Raw genomic sequence first — 16,701 nt, forward strand, 5'->3', positions numbered from 1 at the left:
AGGACGGCGCCGGGCCGGCGCGTCTAGGCTCGGCGGGATGCCCGCACCCGACGCCACCCCCGAGCCCGCCGAGGCCGCGCCGCCGGTCCGTCCCGCCCGTCCCGCGCGCCCCGGCCGCCGCCGCCGGTGGCTGCTGCACGGCCTGCTGGCGCTCGTCGCGCTGCTCGCCGCGCTCGTGTTCGGGGTCACGACGGCGACCGCCGAGTCGAGCCTCGGCCCGCACGAGGCGCGGTACGACGTCACGACCGACGCGACGGTCACGATCGACGTGGGTCCGCTCGGCACCCTCCAGATCGACTCGCCGCTGCCGCTCGGGCTCGGCGCGCGGGTCACCGTCGAGGAGATCCCCGCCGGCGTCGACGCGCTGCACGGGATCGACACGCTCCAGGCGCTCACCGGGGACCTCAACTCCTACCTGCAGTTCTTCACCGGGCCGCAGGCCACCATCGAGGACGCCGCCCGCGCGCTCGTGGCGAACGCCCTGTGGCGGACGCTGGGCGCGCTCGTCGTGCTGGTGGCGCTGTGGTTCGGGGGACGCTGGCTGCTCGGGCCCGGTCGGCGCGAGGAGCTGGCCGGCCGCCTGGCGCCGCACGGCGCGCAGCTCACCGCGGGCGGCCTCGCGGTCGTGCTGGTCGGGACGCTGGTCACCGCGAGCGAGCGCGGCGACGCCGCGGAGCGCGCCCCGTCCCAGACCGCGTCCGCCGTGTTCGACGGGACGCCGCTCGAGGGCGCGCGGATCACCGGGCGGCTCGGCGGCATCGTCGACACCTACGGCGGGCTGGTCGTCAAGGCGTTCCAGGAGAACGAGGAGTTCTACGATCAGGCCGACGACGCGCTCGTCGCGGCGTGGGCGGACTGGGAGGGGCGCCGGGACGCCCGCGACGAGGACGGCGACGACGCCCCGGCGGCGACCACGGGGCCGACGGCCGCGCCGACCGGGTCGCCCAGCCCGACGGCGGACGCCGGGGAGCCGACCGACGAGGAGGCCGAGCCGCTCACGCTGCTGGTCATCTCGGACCTGCACTGCAACGTCGGCATGGCCCCGCTCATCACGTCCCTCGCCGAGATGTCGGGCGCCGAGGTCGTGCTCGACGCGGGCGACACCACGATGAACGGGACCTCCGTCGAGCAGTACTGCGTGACGACGTTCGCCCGGGCGATCCCGGACGGCGTCGACCTGATCACGGCGCCCGGCAACCACGACTCCGCCGAGACCACCGCGCAGTACGCGCGGGCCGGCGCGACCGTCCTGGACGGCGGCGTCATCGACGTGCGCGGCATGCGCATCCTCGGCGACCACGACCCGAAGGCCACCCGGCTGATCCAGACGCAGACCCAGGACGAGTCGTACGCCGAGGTCGGCACCCGCCTGTCCGAGGTCGCCTGCGAGGACCCCGACGGCGTCGACCTCGTGCTGTTCCACAACCCGCGGACCGCCCCCGCGATGCTGGCCGACGGCTGCGTGCCGGCGCTGGTGTCCGGGCACATGCACACCCGCACGGACCCCGAGCAGATCGAGGAGGGGATCCGGTACATCTCGTCGTCGACCGCGGGGGCGCAGGAGAACGAGCCGCGGATCGGCCCGCTCAAGGGCACCGCCGAGATGACGCTGCTGCGCTGGGACCCCACGACCCGCGAGATCCTCGACTGGCAGCTCGTCGAGATCGGCACGGACGCGAGCGCGGTCGTGCACGACCCGGAGCGCTGGCCCGCCGTGGTGCCGGTCCCCGCCGACGAGGGGGACGAGGCCGTGCCCGGGTCCGGGCCGTCGACGACGCCCTCCGGCGGGGCGACGGCGCCCGCTGCGGGCTGACGCCACCCCGCACGACACCTCCGTCCGCCCCCTGAGACGGGCCACGGGATCGGTGCCGCCCCGCGGCGTCCCGTGCCACACTCACGACCATGACCTCCGCGCTCCGCCGGTGCCGCACCCTGCGGCGCGCCTGCGCGTGTCCGCTCTGTCGGGCCTGACCGCCTCCCCACCTGCCGTCAGATCCGCGCGGGACGTCGTCGTCCCGCCCCGCCGCCCGCGTGCGGCGGACCCCCGAGGAGCATCCCCGTGAGCGTCCTGACCCCTGCCACGACCGCCCGTCCCGCCGTCCACCCGGCCGGCACCGCCCTGGCGCACGCCGCCGACCTGCCCACCCAGGCCGACCTGCGCCGGTTCGAGGAGCTGCTGGCCGCCCTGCCGCTGACCCCCGCCGTCGTCGTCGACCTGCCCGGCCGCCGCCTGGTGGTCGACGGGCAGGACGTCGACCTGACCCGCCAGGAGTTCGACCTCGTGGCGTACCTGGCGCGGTCGGCCGGGCGCGTCGTCAGCCGCGACGAGCTGTACGACGGCGCCTGGCGCAGCCACGACCTGTCCGACCGCACCCGCACGGTCGACGTGCACGTCCGCCGGGTGCGGGCGAAGTCGGGCCTCGACGGCCTGATCGCGACGGTGCGCGGCGTCGGGTACCGGCTCAACGCCCTGGACGGCCTGCGCGTCGTGGCCTGAGCCGCCGGGCACGCCGCGTTCCTGTGGCGGGCCGGGCGCCGGCGGGTGACTCTGGCGATCGGAACACCCCCGCGCCACCCAGGAGGTCCCCGTGGCCCACGCCGACGACGAGCAGACGAGCACCGCGCGCGCCGACGCGCCCGCGCCGGACGACCCGCGCAAGCCCGACTCCCCCGACGACCTCACCAAGCGGTCGTGGTCGTACGTGCTGCGCACCACGCTCCGCGAGTTCAACCACGACCAGTGCACCGACCTGGCCGCCGCGCTGACGTACTACGCGGTGCTGGCGATCGCGCCGGGCCTGCTCGCGGTCGTGTCGATCCTCGGCCTGGTGGGCGACGGGCAGCAGCTCGTCGAGAACCTGGTGGAGACGGCGACCGGGCTCGTCGGCCAGGAGAGCGCCACGCAGACGCTCCAGCCGATCCTGGAGAACCTCACCAACTCCCCCGGCGCCGGCCTGACCTTCGTCGTCTCGCTGGTCGTCGCGCTGTGGTCGGCGTCCGGGTACGTGAACGCGTTCAGCCGCGGCATCAACCGCGTCTACGAGATCGACGAGGGCAGGCCGGTCTGGAAGCTGCGCCCCGTGCTGCTGCTCGTCACGCTCGTGCTGGTGCTGTTCGCGGTGGTCATCGTCGTCGCCGTCGTGCTGTCGGGCGGGCTCGCCCGGACGGTCGGCGACGCGATCGGGCTCAGCTCGGTGGCGGTGACCGCCTGGAACATCGCCAAGTGGCCCGTCGTGCTGCTGCTGGTGATCGTCGCGGTCGCGATCCTCTACTACTTCACGCCGAACGTCCGGCAGCCGAAGTTCCGCTGGATGAGCGTGGGCGCCCTCGTCGCCGTGGTCGTGTGGATCCTGGCGTCGGTCGGGTTCGGGTTCTACGTCGCGAACTTCGGGTCGTACAACAGCACCTACGGCTCGCTGGCGGGCGCGATCGTGCTGCTCCTGTGGCTGTGGATCACCAACCTGGCGCTGCTGTTCGGCGCGGAGCTGGACGCCGAGGTCGAGCGCGGCCGCGAGCTCCAGGGCGGGATCGAGGCCGAGCGCACGATCCAGCTGCCGCCGCGGGACACCCGCGCGAGCGACAAGAAGCGGGCGAAGGCGGAGGAGGACGTCCGCCGCGGGCGGCTCATCCGTGAGCAGCGCCGGACGCGTCCGCCGCGCTGACCCCGGGACGGGCGCGGACCGGCCGGGCACGCGTCGCGCGTGCCCGGCCGGTCCGTGCGGGAGCCGCGCTCAGGACGCCGTGACGCCCGCGACGTCGAGCAGGTCCGCCAGCCCGCCGATCGTCCGGGCGCCGTCGCCGCCCGGCAGCACGGGCACGGGCCCGGTGCCCCACGCGGGGACGCTCGTGAGGAACGACCCGGGGTCGTGCCGCATCAGGCCGACGACCGTCTCCGCGACCAGCCGGCTGCCCACGGGACCGAGGGAGTTCCCCGAGGTCAGCACCTCGGCCTCCTTGAGCACGTAGTACCAGAGCGGCGTGCGCCCGGTGAGCTCGGGGCTGGTGAGCGCGGACCGGACGCCCGCCGGGGCGCCGCGGAGCAGCTCGGCGCGGGTCAGCGGTCGGATGCGCAGCGCGCGGGCGACCGCCTCCCCCGTCGGCACCCCGAGCAGGTAGCCGCGCAGCAGGTTCCGCTTGGCCAGGTGCTCCTGGATGCCCGCGAGGTCCCGCGGCTCGTTCCGCATGACCGACAGGTCGTCGGCGAGCTGGGTGTCGATCGCGCGGGCGAAGTGCCGCGGGTCCGGGTCGGCCTTGTCGACGAACCGGTCCCACTCGATCGCCCAGTTCTCCGGCAGCGTCTGCGCGCCGCCGATGAAGCCCCCGCGACCGGTGAACTGGAACAGCTGGTCGAGGGTGGCCCGCGGCGCGACGAACCCGGGGTCGCCGAAGTTCCGGTTGTAGTCGTAGGCGTTGCGCACCTGCGAGTGCCCGAACCGGAACGCCGCGACCGAGAACTCGAGCGGCATGACCGGCGGGCGCTTCGCGGGGAACCGCTGCAGGTAGAGGCCCTTGAGCTCGGACAGCACCCAGTCGACGGTCCCCGGCACGGTCACCGTCCGCAGGTAGTCGTGCACGATCAGCCACTGGTGGGTGTGCTGCACGAAGTGCTGCGCGCGGGCGAGCAGGTCGGCGTCGGACAGCCCCGGCTCCGCGCTCCGGAAGGCGATCACCACCGCGTTGTGGAACCGCAGGTAGGCGGTGTGCAGCTGCGCGACGACCAGGTTCTCGTCGTTCCGGGAGTCGCCGATCGTCGCGGGGAACTGGGTCCGGCCCGTCGCGGGGTCGGTCACCGGGTGCCGGCCGGGCAGGTCGCGGGCGGCGGGGTCGCCGGCCGCGGGCACCGGCTGGCCCGGCGCGGGCGACGCGAGGGTGCCGACACGCAGGAACGGACCGTCGTAGAACGCGGCGGACCGGTCGCCGTCGGGGCCGTCGCCGTAGACGGAGTCCAGGTTGAGGTACGGCTGCCGGGCGTTGCCGAGCGCGTGCCGCACCGTGTCCGCGTCGACGGGACGGAGCGCGGGGTCGGCGACCGCCGGCTGCTGCAGGCGGGGGTCCGCCGAGTCCTCGAGCGTGAGGTCGTGGTCGATGAACTGGCCCCAGTAGGTGTACACCGCCGGGATCGTCGACGGCGGGGCCGGGCTGGTGGCCGGCTCGGCCATGGCGCCGCCGAGCCGGCGGAGCAGCGCGATGACCTGCGGCGGGTCGGCCGCCGGCAGGTGGGCGTCGGCGTCGCCGACCAGGTCGGCGAACAGGTAGCCGAAGTCCGAGGCGCGCGCCTGGCGGTGCAGGACCTCCCCGTGGCCGACGTTCTCGACCACCCGTCCGGCGACGGCGGGCGCGGCGGTCTCGGTCTGCGTGGCGTTCATGTGGTTCCCCCTGGGCGGTGCCGGGCCGCGGTGGACGCCCGGCCGGGTGGCGGACCCGCGCCGCGCGGGCGGCGGGGTGAGCGGTCCGGGTCGTCACCGGGGGGTGCGGACGGCGCGGGCTGCGAGTCCGGCGCGACGCGGCCGACGACGACGTCGGGGCGGCGCGCACGCCGGGTGCGCGAGGCGACCATCACACCACCGCGTGCGCGGGGGCTTCAAGAGTCGGCGGCGGCCGGACCCGCGGGCGCCGCACCGGCGGCGCCTGCTGCCGCCGGAGCCGGCGTGCCGGTGTACTCCCAGTGCCAGGGCTCCGCCGGACCCGCACCCCCCGGGCCGGCCCACGCGGGGTGCTCCCAGCCGTGCGCGGGCCCGTGCTCCACCATCCACGCGTACAGCGGCTGGTCGAACTGCCCGACCCCGCCGAACCCGGCGAAGTCGACCGCGACGCCCCAGCCGTGGTGCGACACGCCCGCCGGCGCGGCGAGGCCGCCCTTGGCCGCCTTGAGCGCCGCCTGCTCGGCGTAGGTCCGGTAGGTGCTGCCGACCGGGAGGTCGGTGCCGTGCTCGGCCCGGAACTCCTCGTTCAGCGCCGTGAGCGCGACCACCGCGTCGCAGCGGAGCCGCGCCCCGGGCGCGAACGGCACCGGGCACAGCAGCACCGGGTCGACGGTCCCGTCCGCGAGCAGCCCCGACGGGCGCGCGCTGCCGCCCCCGGTGCGCACCGGCGCGCCGACGACCCGCCCGTCGAGCACCGGCAGGTCCGCCGCGGCACGCGTCGCCTCACCGGCGGCCTGCTCCACCCGGTCCAGCCCCGCCACGTCGCCCGCCGCACGGTCCGCCGCGACCGGCACGCTGCGCTCGACGGCCAGCGCGAGCCGGAACACCGACCCGGCGGCCGCGCGGACGCGCAGCGCCGAGGCGACGCGGTCACCGGCCGTCGCGGCCGGCTCTGCCCAGGCGTCCGTGAGCCGGACCACGGCCGCGTCCATCCCGGGCAGGTCGTCGAGCGGCTGCGGCGACACCCGCAGCGGCTCCACGCCGGCGGCGGCGTCCAGGGCCGCGCGCGCGAGCAGCGCGGACGCGGCGGTCACGGCGGGCTCCTCCGCCGCGGTCCGCGCCACCCACCGGTCGCCGTCCGCGGCGGCGGTGCGGACCGGGTCGAACCCGCGGCCGGTGGCGTCCTCGGCCTTCGCGGCGGCGGGAGCCGGGGGCGCGCCGGTGCCGCCGAGCGCCGGCGTCCCGGTGAGCGTGACGCCGAGCGCCACCGCGAGGCCCGCCCCGAGCAGCGACCGGCCACCGACCCGGGCGACCGCCGCGCCCCGGCCGAGCCGCGCGCGCCCGGCCATCCGGTGGCGGGGACGGCGCGGCGCTGACGGCATCGCGGGGGCTCCTGGGCGAGGCGGGTCGCTGGTCCGCGTGGGCGCGCCACCCGGGTGATCCGGACCCGCGACGCCCACCGCGCGCCCGAGCCGCGTCGTCGCCGATCCCCCAAGCCGGGGTGCCGGTGCCGCGCCAGGAGTGCGCGCCGGTCGTACCGGGCTCCTGCGCCCGGCTCCCGCCACGGGCGCCCCGTCCTCGCGAGGCGTGCCGTCCGGCCAGCGTAGGAACGCCCCGCGGAAGGTGTCAACGCGAACGAGTGATCCGGGTCACACCGCGGCGCGCCGGTCGGCGCTGTGCCGGAGGCGGCCCGACGCGACCCGGGCACACCGCGCGCGCACCTGCGACGAGCGGATCACAGGGCGTCCCGGGCGGCCTCCGCGGCGCGCAGCCGCTGCTCCGCGCGCTCGGCCTGCCGCGCCGCCGCCGTGCGCGCGGAGCGCGCGTGCCGCACCTCGAGGCCGACCGCGCGGGACTCCTGCTCGGCGGACGCCAGGGCGGCCCGCAGCCGCTCGATCTCCTCCCGGGCGCGGGCGATCGTGCCGTCCAGCTCCTCGGCGCGGGCCTCGACCGCGTGCAGCCGGTCGTCGGCCGCGTCGCGCGCCCCGCGACGCTCGTCCGCCTCGTCGCGCGCGAGGGCGACGTCCTGCTCGGCGGCCCGGACGGCAGCCGCGCGCCGCTGCGCCCGGGCCTCGCGCTCGGCCGCGGCCCGGCGCGCGGCGCTGCGCTCCTGCTCGGCCTGGCGATCCTGCTCGGCCCGGCGCCCCTGCTCGGCCCGGCGATCCTGCTGGGTCTGGCGGTCCCGCTGGACCCGCACGCGGCCGCGGCGGCGTCTGCCGGGCAGCGACACCGTCTCCCCCGGACCGCCCGTGCCCTCGCCGTCGCCGGGCCCCGCGTCCTCCGTGCGCTCGCCGCCGCCGGACCCCGGCTCGTCCTCGTCCGCGACGCGGACCCGCGACCGCCGCCCTGCCGGGGCCGCGCGCAGCGGCCGCCGCGGCTCCTCCTCGGTCAGCAGCCGCCCGCGCCGCCGACCGGGGGGTGCCCCGGTCGGCGCGTCGACGTCCCGCTCCCCGTTCGACCCGTCCGCCGCCGCGCCCGCGTCGTCCGGCACCGCGCGCAGCGGCGTCCGTCGCGCCGGCGCACCGGCGAGCGCCGGCGCGCCCGGCACCGCCACCGCGCCCTCGACGTCGACCGGCTCGAACCCCGACGAGAACAGGTCCCGCACGAGCAGCCCCGTCGCGACCGCCGCGGCGGCGTCGGGGTCGCCCATCGCCGCCCGGAGGGTGGCCTCGACCTGGCCGCGGACCGCGCCGCCCGCGCCGCCGCCGAGCAGCGCCAGGGCCGCGTCCGCCGCCGCGCCGACGGCCCGCTGCTGCTCCGCGTGCAGCGCCCGGAGGTCCGCACCCGCGAGGGCCGCCTGCGCCTCGCGGATCCGGACCCCGAGGTCGAGCAGCGCGCCCAGGTCGTCGGGACGCTCCCGCACGAGGAGGTTGACGGCCGCGGCGGCGGAGGACGGCTTCCGCAGCGCGCCCACGGCGCGCGCGAGGTCGCGCTCGCCGCCGGACCGGGCGGCCTTGACGGCGGCGGTGCGGGCGCCGGTGAACCCCGCCGGCGGCACGCCGTACAGGTCCGCCGCCACGCCTGCCAGGTCCGCCACCGCCGTCCTCCCGCGTGCTCGTCGCCCCGTCCGCCTCGTCGGCCCAGCGAACCACGCCACCGACCCCGACGCCCGCGTCGGCACGCCCGGCCGGAGGTCCCGTCCCGGCGGCCCGTGGCAGCCGATAGCGTCGGGGCGACCAGGACGGACGGCGTGAGAGGGGACGGTGCGGCGTGACCGGCCACCAGTTCGAGATCGGCCGCGACGGGCCCACCGCGGTCGTCGTGGGCGTGGACGGCTCCGACCCGTCGCTGCGTGCCGCCGCCTACGCGGTGGGCGTGTGCCGGCGCCAGGGCAGCCGCCTGGTGGTCGTCTACGTGCGCGAGCCCGGCGGCGGGGTGGCGTCGCTGATGGACACGACCGGCGCGGCGAGCGTCGCCGTCGTCGAGCACCAGGACGCGGTGGAGCGCGCCCTCCGCGACCCGCGCGCCCTCGCCGACGCGCGGGGCGTGCCGGTCGAGGTCGTGGTGCGCACCGGCGACCCGTACCAGGTGCTGTCCGCCGTCGCGCACGAGGTGCGCGCGGACAGCGTCGTGGTCGGGTCGTCGGCGAGCATCGGCCACCGGATCGCCGGCTCGCTGGCCGTGCGGCTCGTGCGGAACGCGCGCTGGCCGGTCACCGTCGTGCCCTGACGGGCCTCAGGCGGCGGCGCCCCCGGCGGGGGCCGTCCCCGCCGCTCCCGGCACCGGCCCCGACGTGGGCCGCAGCAGCCCCGACTCCAGCGCGACCTCGGTGTCCAGCGTGACGTACCCGCGCTCGGCGAAGAACACCGTGACCCGGTCCTCCTCGACCACCGACACCTGCCCGGGTCCCCACTCCGCGTGCTCGACCGCCTGCCCGGGCAGCAGCGGCGCGTCCTCCACCTCGACCGACGTCCCCGCGTCGCAGGAGTCGCAGGCCCCGCAGGGCCGCGGGTGCTTCTCCCCCAGCAGCTCGAGCAGCAGCCGGCGCCGGCAGTCGGTGGTGTCGGCGTAGGTGCGCACGACCTCGACCCGGGTCCGCTCGACCGTCCGCCGCTCCTCCTGGCGCTCGGTGGCCGTGCGCGCCGCGGCCTGGGCGGACATCCCGGTCGCCGCCAGCGTCCCGCCGTCCTCGCGCCGGACCGCCCCGGTGTCGAGGAGGACGCCGAGGGCGCGGGAGGCCGTCCGCGCGGCGAGCCCGCTCGCCCGCGTCAGCGCGCGCTGGTCGCGGCCCCCGTCCGGTGCGGCCGCGACGGCGTCCAGCACGGCCGCGAGCGTGCGCTGCTTCGGCACTCCCCCGGTCCGCAGGTACTGGTTGAACCCGTAGTCGTCCGGGCGGCTGACCAGCACCGCCCGCGCGGGCTCGCCGTCGCGCCCGGCACGGCCGACCTCCTGGTAGTAGGCGTCCAGCGACGTGGGCGGGCCGGCGTGCACCACGAACCGCACGTCCGCCCGGTCCACGCCCATGCCGAACGCGCTCGTGGCCACGACCAGGTCCTGCTCCCCGGACAGGAAGGCCCGCTCGACGGCGGCGCGCTCCTTCGCCGGCAGCCCGGCGTGGTAGCCCCGGGCCGGCAGCCCGGCGCGGCCGAGCGCCTCGACCAGCTCCTCGACGTGCGTCCGGGTGCGGGCGTAGACGAGTCCCGCGCCGCCGGGGTCGGCGACCAGCTCGCCGACGAGCGCCACCACCCGGTCGTCCCGCTCGCGCGGCGTCGACGCGTGGTGCGCGCCGAGCCAGATGTTCGGCCGGTCGGCGTCGTGCACGAGCACCCGGGCGTCGACCATGCCGAGCCGCTCCACGACCTCGTCCCGCACCTGGGGCGACGCGGTGGCGGTCAGCGCCAGGACCCGCGGGCGGCCGAGCCGCTCGACGGTGCCGGCCACGTGCACGTAGTCGGGCCGGAAGTCGTGTCCCCACTCGCTGACGCAGTGCGCCTCGTCCACGACCACGAGCCCGACGGGCGCGCGGTCGAGCGCCTCGGCGACGGGACCGCGCGCCAGCTGCTCCGGCCCGAGCACGAGAACGTCGAGCTCGCCCGTCGCGGCCGCCTCCAGGGCTGCGGCCTGCGCGCGGGCGCCGCGGGCCGAGCTCACCGACTCCGCCCGCAACCCCGCCTCGCGCAGGCCGGCGACCTGGTCCCGCTGCAGCGCGAGCAGCGGCGACACCACGACGGTCAGCTCCCCGCTCAGCAGCGTGGCGATCGCGTACACGGCGGTCTTCCCGGCCCCGGACCGCGCGACCAGGAGCGTGTCCCGGTCGCGCAGCCCGTCGAGCGCGTCGCGCTGCGCCTCGCGGAGCGTCGCGTCCGGGCCGAGGACCCGGCGGACGGCGGCGTCCAGGTCCGGTGCCTCGGCCCCGGACCCGTCGGTCGTCCGCGTCACAGGGTGCGCGCGCGGTTGAGGCCGAGGAAGAACGCGCCGCCGCTGCACAGGATCCCGGCCGTGAACAGCCAGATCTCGGCGGTGTCGACCGCGAGCCCCATCAGGTAGAGCCCGCCCACGAACAGCACGAAGCAGAACAGGAACAGCAGCACCCGCGCGGGCGGGGGCGGCGGGGGCTGCTCCTCGGACGCGCGCACGCGCTCGAGGTAGTCGTCGTCGACGGTGCCGCGGTCGGACACGGGGGCCTCCGGTGGGGGTGGTGGGGCGCTCAGCGGCGCGGCTGGGCGGGGTTGGTGGGGACGCCGTGGGACGGCGGGTTCTGGGGCGGCCCGGCCGTCTCCGGAGCGGCGCTGCTGGTGCCCGCCGGGGCTGGTGCGGTCTCCGCGGCGGGGGCCGCGGCGTCGCCGGAGGACGGGCGCTGGCCCTCGGCGAGGTCGAGCAGCCGGTGGTCGAGGATCTGGATCACCGCGACCCGGTTCGCGTGCGCCTCCTCGTACCGGCGCAGCACGTCGATCTCGTCGGCCTCCAGGCTGCGGATGCGGTGGCCGAGCGAGCCGATCGGCAGGTGGTCGTAGTCCGGCACGGGCAGGTCCTCGCGGCGCACGTCGTCGTCGGTCATGCGTCCTCCCGGGGTCGTGGCGGCGCCGGGCGCGGCCGCCGCGATCGACGCTAGGCCGGGGTGCGGGGGCGTGCCACCGGAGCGCGGCCGGTCCTACGATCGGCGGGTCCGCGCACGCCCGCCGACACCGCACCGCCAGGGAGCACGCGTGCCCGCACCCCACGCCCCCGGACCCACCGCCCTCGACGAGCGGTTCGCGACGCCGCCGGAGGAGCGCGGCTGGACGCTCGCCTACCTCCCGGCGTGGAGCTCGTACACCGCCGCCGCCGCGGCCGCCCGCACCGGCCCCGACGGGCTGCACCTGACGATCCCCGCCGACCACCCGGTCTGGTGCCCCGGCGACCACGTCCCGCCGCTCCGGGTCTCGGCGGCGCAGAGCGGGTCCTGGTCGGGTCCCGTCGGGAGCACGCGCGGGCAGCAGCCGTTCCGCGCCGGGCAGACGGTGCACGAGGAGCAGCCGGCGCGGTGGGCGTGCACCCCTGTCGCGGGCCGGGTCGAGGTGACCTGCCGCGCGACGATCGGCCCGGGCTCGATGTTCTCCGCCTGGCTGGTCGGCGTCGAGGACGTGCCGGAGCGCAGCGGCGAGCTCTGCGTGGTCGAGGTGTTCGGCGACACCCTGGGGACCGACGAGGACGGCATGCCGACCGCCGCGCTCGGCTCCGGCGTGCACCCGTTCCGCGACCCGGACCTGCGCGAGGAGTTCGCCGCGCCGCGCACCGCGGTCGACGTCGCGGCGCGGCACACCTACGCCGTGACCTGGCGGCCCGGGCGGGCGGTGTTCGAGGTCGACGGCGTGGTCACCCGGTCCCTCGCCCAGGGGCCCGGCTACCCGCTGCAGCTCATGCTGGGCGTGTTCGACTTCCCGGACCGCCCGCACGGGCCGGGGGCGCCGGCGGTGCCCGAGCTGGTGGTCGAGCGGGTGCGGGTCACGCCCGGCTGACCGACGCGCGGGCGGGCGTCACTCCCCCGGCTCGTCCGGGCGCCCGCCGTCCAGCGGCTGCGTGAACCCGGCGTGCATCGCCGCCTTCGCCCGGTCGGGCAGCACCGCCGCGGCCGCGGTCTGGAGCCGCGCCTTGAGCGACCGGACCTCGACCTTGTCGGTGCCCGCCATCAAGCCCTCGAACGCCTGGTCGGCGACGTCCGCGGGGTCGTCCTTCGGACCGCGCCCGACCGGCGTCTGCTCCATGCCGGCGCGCGCGAAGAACTGCGTGTCGGTCGGGCCGGGCAGGAGCGTCGTCACGGTGACGCCGGTGTCGGCGAGCTCGTGGCGCAGGGCCTCGCCGAACGACTGCACGAACGACTTCGACGCCGCGTACGTCGCGTACCAGGGGCCGGGCATCAGCGCCGCCGTCGACGCGGTGAGCAGCACCCGGCCGGCACCGCGCTGCACCATCGCCGGGACCAGCGCCTTGGCGAGCCGGACCGTGCCGACGACGTTCAGCCCGATGACCGCGAGGTCGCCGTCCAGCGGGGTCTCGACGAACGGGCCGCCCGCCCCGAGGCCGGCGTTCAGGGCCAGCGCGTCCACCGGCCGGCCCACGGCGCGCACCGCGTCGACCAGCTGCGCGACGCCCTCGGCGGTGCCGAGGTCCGCGTGCACGGGCCGCACCGCGTTGCCCGCGGCGGTGAGCGCGTCGGCGGCGAGGGCGATCTGCGGCTCGTCGGCGGCGACCACCAGGTCGAAGCCCTCGGCCGCGAACCGGCGGGCGAGCTCCAGCCCGATCCCGCTCGACGCCCCGGTGACGACCGCCAGCGGGCGGATCGCGATGTGCTCGGTCATGGGTCGGCCTCTCGTCCGTGCGCGCGGGCGGCGCGGCCGCACCCGCTCGTCGGACGCTAGGTCGGGCACGAGCCGGTCGCCACCGGACGGCCACCGGGCGGCCACCGGAGCCGCGCCGCTCAGCCGCCCAGCACGATCTCGCCGTACGTCCGCAGCTCGTGCGCCGCGACGGTCGCCTCGACGGTGCCGAGGGGGTCGGCCGCCGCGTACGCCGTCAGGTCCAGCCCGGTCAGCGCGCCGATCATCGACACCGGCACCTGGAACGTCCGGTAGGCGCCGAACGTCGCCTCGGCGAGCACGCTCGGCAGGAACGCGTCCTGCCCGAGCACGTACCCCGTCACCACGAGTCGACCGCGCTCGTCGACGACCGCCACCACCTTCCAGAACTGCCGCGGCAGCAGCACACCCCGGTACGGGGGGTCGTCCGGGGCGAGCACCGGGCCCGCGAGCACCGAGAGGCGCAGCCGGTCGCGGCGGGCCGTGCCGAGCAGGTACTCCTCGAGCCCGAGCCAGAGCGTCGAGCCCGCGTTGAACGCGTGGTGCTGCGGGGCCGAGTTCGTGTAGTGGAACGTGTCGTCGTTCGCCGCGCGCGCCAGCGCTCCCCAGGAGGGGTCCAGCCGCCGGACCAGGTGGCCGCGGTCGAGCGCGTTGTCCGCGTACACCTCCGCGCCGGTCTGCTCCTCGCGCGGCAGCCGCGGGTCGAGGATCCACCGGTCGTCGCTGCGCGGCCGGGCGTCGGTGTGCGCGCCGTCGATGTTCACCGCCGTGCAGAGCGCCAGCCGGCGCGCGCGGTGCATCACGACGCTGAAGTGGTGGTACCGGAGCTCGGCCGACGCGTCCGGGGCGTTCGACCCCGCGCCCGGCACCGGCAGCGGGACGCCGAGGAAGTCGGGGTCGTAGCCGCCGCGCGCGGCGTAGTCGGGGTCGATCGCGAGCGACTCGTGGGCGCTGACGGGCACGGACGCGGGCGGGCGCGGGGGCGCCGCCGGCCCGTCCGGGACCGGCGCCGGCGCGGCGCCGAGCGCGACCTGCACGGTGAGCGTGAGCGGGATCGCGACGGTCCCGTCGGCGGTCGCGGCGGTCGCGGCGGTCGCGGCGGTCGCGGCGGTCGCGGCGCCGACCGTCGCGCCGAGTACCGCGGGCCCGGTCGTGGCCGACGCCGGGCGGGGTGCCGGGGTCGAGGCCGCCTCGGGCCCGCCGTGCGGCGTCGCCGGGTCGTCCAGGGCGTCGACGAGCGCCCGCCGGGCCGGGTCGAGCGGCAGCCCCGCGAGGTGCGCCAGGATCCTGCTGATCCGGATCCCCTCGTTCAGCGACCCGGACCCGCCGGGCGACGGGTCGGGCACGCTCGCGTGGTGCAGCGCGACGACCTCCCACTGGTCGTTGAACACCGGCGACCCGGACGACCCCGGCTCGGTGTCCGTGACGTAGTGCAGCACCTGCTCGGGGATGTCGACGAGCCGGTTCTCCCGCAGCGCCACCTCCTTCCGGCGCGCCGCGGGGTGCTGCACGATCGTCACGGACTCGCCCACGACGACGGTGCCCTGCGCGCCCGTGAGGCGGCACCAGCCGAACGGCGCCGTGCTGGCGGGCGCGCCGGCGACGGCCACGAGCGCGAAGTCGAGCTCGGGGTCCGCCGCGAAGAACAGGTCGGGGTCGAGCCCGACCTCGACCACCGGCATCGGGTCGCCGTCGAGCGCCCGCTGGAAGTCCAGCTGCAGCACGCTGCCCGCGGCCACGTCCGCCGCCGGCAGCACGTGGTGGTTCGTCAGCACCAGGTGCGGCGACACCAGGAACCCCGTGCCGAACCCGGCGGTGCGGCCGTCGGCGCCGCGGATCACGACCCGGCCGACCGTGCGCTGGGCGACGAACCCGCCCTCGAGGTACCGCGCCTCCAGGAAGTCCGGCTGGTTGACCACCTTCTCCAGGAGGATCTGCGGGGCGTCCGGCAGGTCCAGCCGCTCGGCCGCGTCCGCGACCAGCGCGGGGGCGGGCACGTCGGTGGGCACCGAGTCCGGGTCCTCGCCGGTGCGGAACCGGCTCACCCGGTCCACCCGGCGCGCCACCCGCAGCGGGTCGTTGGCCGCGGCGAGCTCCCGGCGGTCGACGCGGTCGATCGCCGGGAGCCGGACGTCCGCCCGTTCCCGCGCGCGGCGGGCGGCGAGCTCCCGCTGGTACTCCTCCTGCGCCCGGAGGCGCTCGGGCAGGGTGGTGGCGCCTCCCGGCGCGCTGACGGTGTCCATGGTCCGGTCCCCTCGGGCGGACGACGCGGCGGGCGCCCGGCGCTGCGGGCGGGTGGCCGGGCGGGGCGGGCGTCGTCGTCCGTCCCCCGCCCGGCGGACGGGACGCACGGGGGGACGCGCTCGACGCTAGCAGTGTGACCCACGCCACACCAGGGCCGCCGAGGGCCTTGACGCGCCCGCGCGCCGGTGCTGCACTCGAAGGGTCCGCGCCCCGGACGACGGAGTCGAGATGGCCGCCCGCCCACACCCGTCAGCCACCCGCCGGGTCGGGTGAGCACGGTGGCGCGCGCGCTGGTCCTGGTGGGCGTCGCCCGCACCGGCGGCCGGTTCCCGGAGCTGCCCGCGGTGCCCGGCGCGGTCGCGGCGGTGCGGGCCTGGGCCGCCGAGCAGGGCGTCCCCGACGACCTGGTGCTGGCGTTCACCGACGACGACGGCACGCCCGTGACCGCCTCGGACGTGCTCGCGGGCGTGCGCGGCCTGGTGGACCGCGGCGACGTCGACCAGCTCGTCGTGTACTTCAGCGGCCACGGCATCAACACCGGGAACGCCGAGTTCTGGCTGCTCACCGGAGCGCCCGAGGACGGCAGCCAGGCGGTCAACGTGTCGCTGACCTCGTGGTTCGCGGAGCGGCTGCCCGTCCGGCACGTGGTGCTCGTCTCCGACGCCTGCCGGACGGCCGCGAGCACGGTGCAGGAGCTGAGCGTCCAGGGGGTCGCGGTCGTCCCCAACCTGCCGCCGAGCGGGCCGGCCGCCGCAGTGGACGTGTTCTACGCCTGCGCGCTCGGCGACCCCGCCTACGAGGTGAAGGACCCCGCGGCGTCCGGGGCGGCGTACCAGGCGCTGTTCACGTCGGCGCTCGTGGGGGCGCTGCGCGGCGACCACCCGGCGCTGGTGACGCCGGGGCCGGGCGCGCCCGCGGGCGGCGGCGGTGCCGCGGGCGGTGCCGGCGCGGGGGCAGGCGCCGGGTTCGGGCTCGTGCAGCCCTGGCCGCTCAAGCGCGCGCTGCCCGGGCTGGTCGCGGAGCGGCTGACCGCCGCGCACGCCCCGCTCGACCTGGCCCAGACGCCCGACGCCCGGCTGTCCTCGGACCCGCTCGAGGCGTGGCTGTCCCGGATCGAGCCGTGGCCGCTCGCAGCGCCGGAGGCGGCCGCGGGCGACGGCGCCGCGCGGGGCGCGGGGGGCGCGGGCCCGCGGGGGACGCTGCAGGGGGAGTGGTTGCGCCGCTCCCCCGCCTGGCTGGACGACGGGAGGACCGAAGAGTCCGTCCGCCACTTCGTCTGGAAGTACGAGGGCCGGCTCCCGATCTGGGCGGCCACGGAG

The 16,701-nt window shown here is 77.7% G+C and carries 14 protein-coding genes; 6 read left to right on the forward strand and 8 right to left on the reverse strand.

What is annotated here, in order from left to right; genetic code table 11:
- The first annotated feature begins 37 nt into the window (after nt 1-37).
- The 3 genes from KVT14_RS02390 to KVT14_RS02400 all read left to right on the forward strand — a co-directional run bounded on the left by KVT14_RS02390 (nt 38) and on the right by KVT14_RS02400 (nt 3,662).
- Nucleotides 38-1,813, forward strand: coding sequence for a metallophosphoesterase (locus KVT14_RS02390; RefSeq protein WP_217614191.1), 1,776 nt, complete (start codon nt 38-40; stop codon nt 1,811-1,813).
- Between the two features lie 246 nt (nt 1,814-2,059).
- Nucleotides 2,060-2,497 carry a winged helix-turn-helix domain-containing protein gene (locus tag KVT14_RS02395; RefSeq protein WP_217614192.1) on the forward strand — a complete coding sequence of 146 codons (438 nt, stop codon included), beginning with the start codon at nt 2,060-2,062 and terminating at the stop codon, nt 2,495-2,497.
- 91 nt (nt 2,498-2,588) lie between these two features.
- Nucleotides 2,589-3,662: a YihY/virulence factor BrkB family protein gene (locus KVT14_RS02400; RefSeq protein ID WP_217614193.1), complete on the forward strand. Its 1,074-nt coding sequence runs from the start codon at nt 2,589-2,591 to the stop codon at nt 3,660-3,662.
- Between the two features lie 69 nt (nt 3,663-3,731).
- Here the strand turns inward: KVT14_RS02400 and KVT14_RS02405 are convergent, their stop codons facing one another.
- The 3 genes from KVT14_RS02405 to KVT14_RS02415 form a co-directional block, all read right to left on the reverse strand.
- On the reverse strand, nt 3,732-5,366 hold the full coding sequence (locus tag KVT14_RS02405; protein WP_217614194.1) for a heme peroxidase family protein: 1,635 nt from the start codon (nt 5,364-5,366) through the stop codon (nt 3,732-3,734).
- A 215-nt stretch (nt 5,367-5,581) separates the two neighbouring features.
- Nucleotides 5,582-6,745 (reverse strand): D-alanyl-D-alanine carboxypeptidase family protein, encoded by a 1,164-nt coding sequence (locus tag KVT14_RS02410; RefSeq protein WP_217614195.1) that lies wholly within the window; start codon nt 6,743-6,745, stop codon nt 5,582-5,584.
- Nucleotides 6,746-7,098: 353 nt separating this feature from the next.
- The gene (locus KVT14_RS02415; protein ID WP_217614196.1) at nt 7,099-8,400 is read right to left on the reverse strand and encodes a hypothetical protein; all 1,302 of its coding nucleotides are present in this window, start codon (nt 8,398-8,400) and stop codon (nt 7,099-7,101) included.
- A 173-nt stretch (nt 8,401-8,573) separates the two neighbouring features.
- Here KVT14_RS02415 and KVT14_RS02420 point away from each other — a divergent pair, with 173 nt between their 5' ends.
- Complete coding sequence (locus tag KVT14_RS02420) at nt 8,574-9,032, forward strand: universal stress protein (protein WP_217614197.1); 459 nt, start codon at nt 8,574-8,576, stop codon at nt 9,030-9,032.
- Nucleotides 9,033-9,038: 6 nt separating this feature from the next.
- Here KVT14_RS02420 and KVT14_RS02425 read toward each other — a convergent pair whose 3' ends face one another.
- The 3 genes from KVT14_RS02425 to KVT14_RS02435 are packed head-to-tail and all read right to left on the reverse strand — an operon-like array spanning nt 9,039 to nt 11,361.
- Complete coding sequence (locus KVT14_RS02425) at nt 9,039-10,742, reverse strand: RecQ family ATP-dependent DNA helicase (protein ID WP_217614198.1); 1,704 nt, start codon at nt 10,740-10,742, stop codon at nt 9,039-9,041.
- Nucleotides 10,739-10,981: a hypothetical protein gene (locus KVT14_RS02430; RefSeq protein ID WP_217614219.1), complete on the reverse strand. Its 243-nt coding sequence runs from the start codon at nt 10,979-10,981 to the stop codon at nt 10,739-10,741. The genes KVT14_RS02425 and KVT14_RS02430 overlap by 4 nt, the downstream gene beginning before the upstream one ends.
- A 29-nt stretch (nt 10,982-11,010) precedes the next feature.
- A complete protein-coding gene (locus tag KVT14_RS02435; RefSeq protein ID WP_217614199.1) occupies nt 11,011-11,361 on the reverse strand; it encodes a hypothetical protein in 351 nt (116 codons plus the stop codon).
- Nucleotides 11,362-11,509: 148 nt separating this feature from the next.
- Between KVT14_RS02435 and KVT14_RS22910 the strand changes: the two genes are divergently transcribed.
- Nucleotides 11,510-12,301, forward strand: a complete 792-nt coding sequence (locus KVT14_RS22910; RefSeq protein ID WP_217614200.1) for a glycoside hydrolase family 16 protein — start codon at nt 11,510-11,512, stop codon at nt 12,299-12,301.
- Between the two features lie 18 nt (nt 12,302-12,319).
- Here the strand turns inward: KVT14_RS22910 and KVT14_RS02445 are convergent, their stop codons facing one another.
- Both KVT14_RS02445 and KVT14_RS02450 read right to left on the reverse strand, forming a co-directional pair.
- Complete coding sequence (locus tag KVT14_RS02445; RefSeq protein WP_217614201.1) at nt 12,320-13,141, reverse strand: SDR family oxidoreductase; 822 nt, start codon at nt 13,139-13,141, stop codon at nt 12,320-12,322.
- Between the two features lie 119 nt (nt 13,142-13,260).
- Nucleotides 13,261-15,381: a DNA/RNA non-specific endonuclease gene (locus KVT14_RS02450; protein ID WP_217614202.1), complete on the reverse strand. Its 2,121-nt coding sequence runs from the start codon at nt 15,379-15,381 to the stop codon at nt 13,261-13,263.
- A gap of 279 nt (nt 15,382-15,660) precedes the next feature.
- Here KVT14_RS02450 and KVT14_RS02455 point away from each other — a divergent pair.
- Nucleotides 15,661-16,701: caspase family protein (locus tag KVT14_RS02455; protein ID WP_217614203.1), on the forward strand; the 1,041-nt coding region annotated here is incomplete at its 3' end.

This window comes from Cellulomonas sp. GbtcB1, assembly GCF_019091725.1.
In the GTDB taxonomy this organism is placed as follows: Bacteria; Actinomycetota; Actinomycetes; order Actinomycetales; family Cellulomonadaceae; genus Cellulomonas.

Coding starts and splice junctions, on each gene's coding strand:
- KVT14_RS02435 (WP_217614199.1), bottom strand. CDS start 11,361: ATGACCGACGACGACGTGCGCCGCGAGGACCTGCCCGTGCCGGACTAC.
- KVT14_RS02405 (WP_217614194.1), bottom strand. CDS start 5,366: ATGAACGCCACGCAGACCGAGACCGCCGCGCCCGCCGTCGCCGGACGG.
- KVT14_RS02410 (WP_217614195.1), bottom strand. CDS start 6,745: ATGCCGTCAGCGCCGCGCCGTCCCCGCCACCGGATGGCCGGGCGCGCG.
- KVT14_RS02445 (WP_217614201.1), bottom strand. CDS start 13,141: ATGACCGAGCACATCGCGATCCGCCCGCTGGCGGTCGTCACCGGGGCG.
- KVT14_RS02390 (WP_217614191.1), top strand. CDS start 38: ATGCCCGCACCCGACGCCACCCCCGAGCCCGCCGAGGCCGCGCCGCCG.
- KVT14_RS02450 (WP_217614202.1), bottom strand. CDS start 15,381: ATGGACACCGTCAGCGCGCCGGGAGGCGCCACCACCCTGCCCGAGCGC.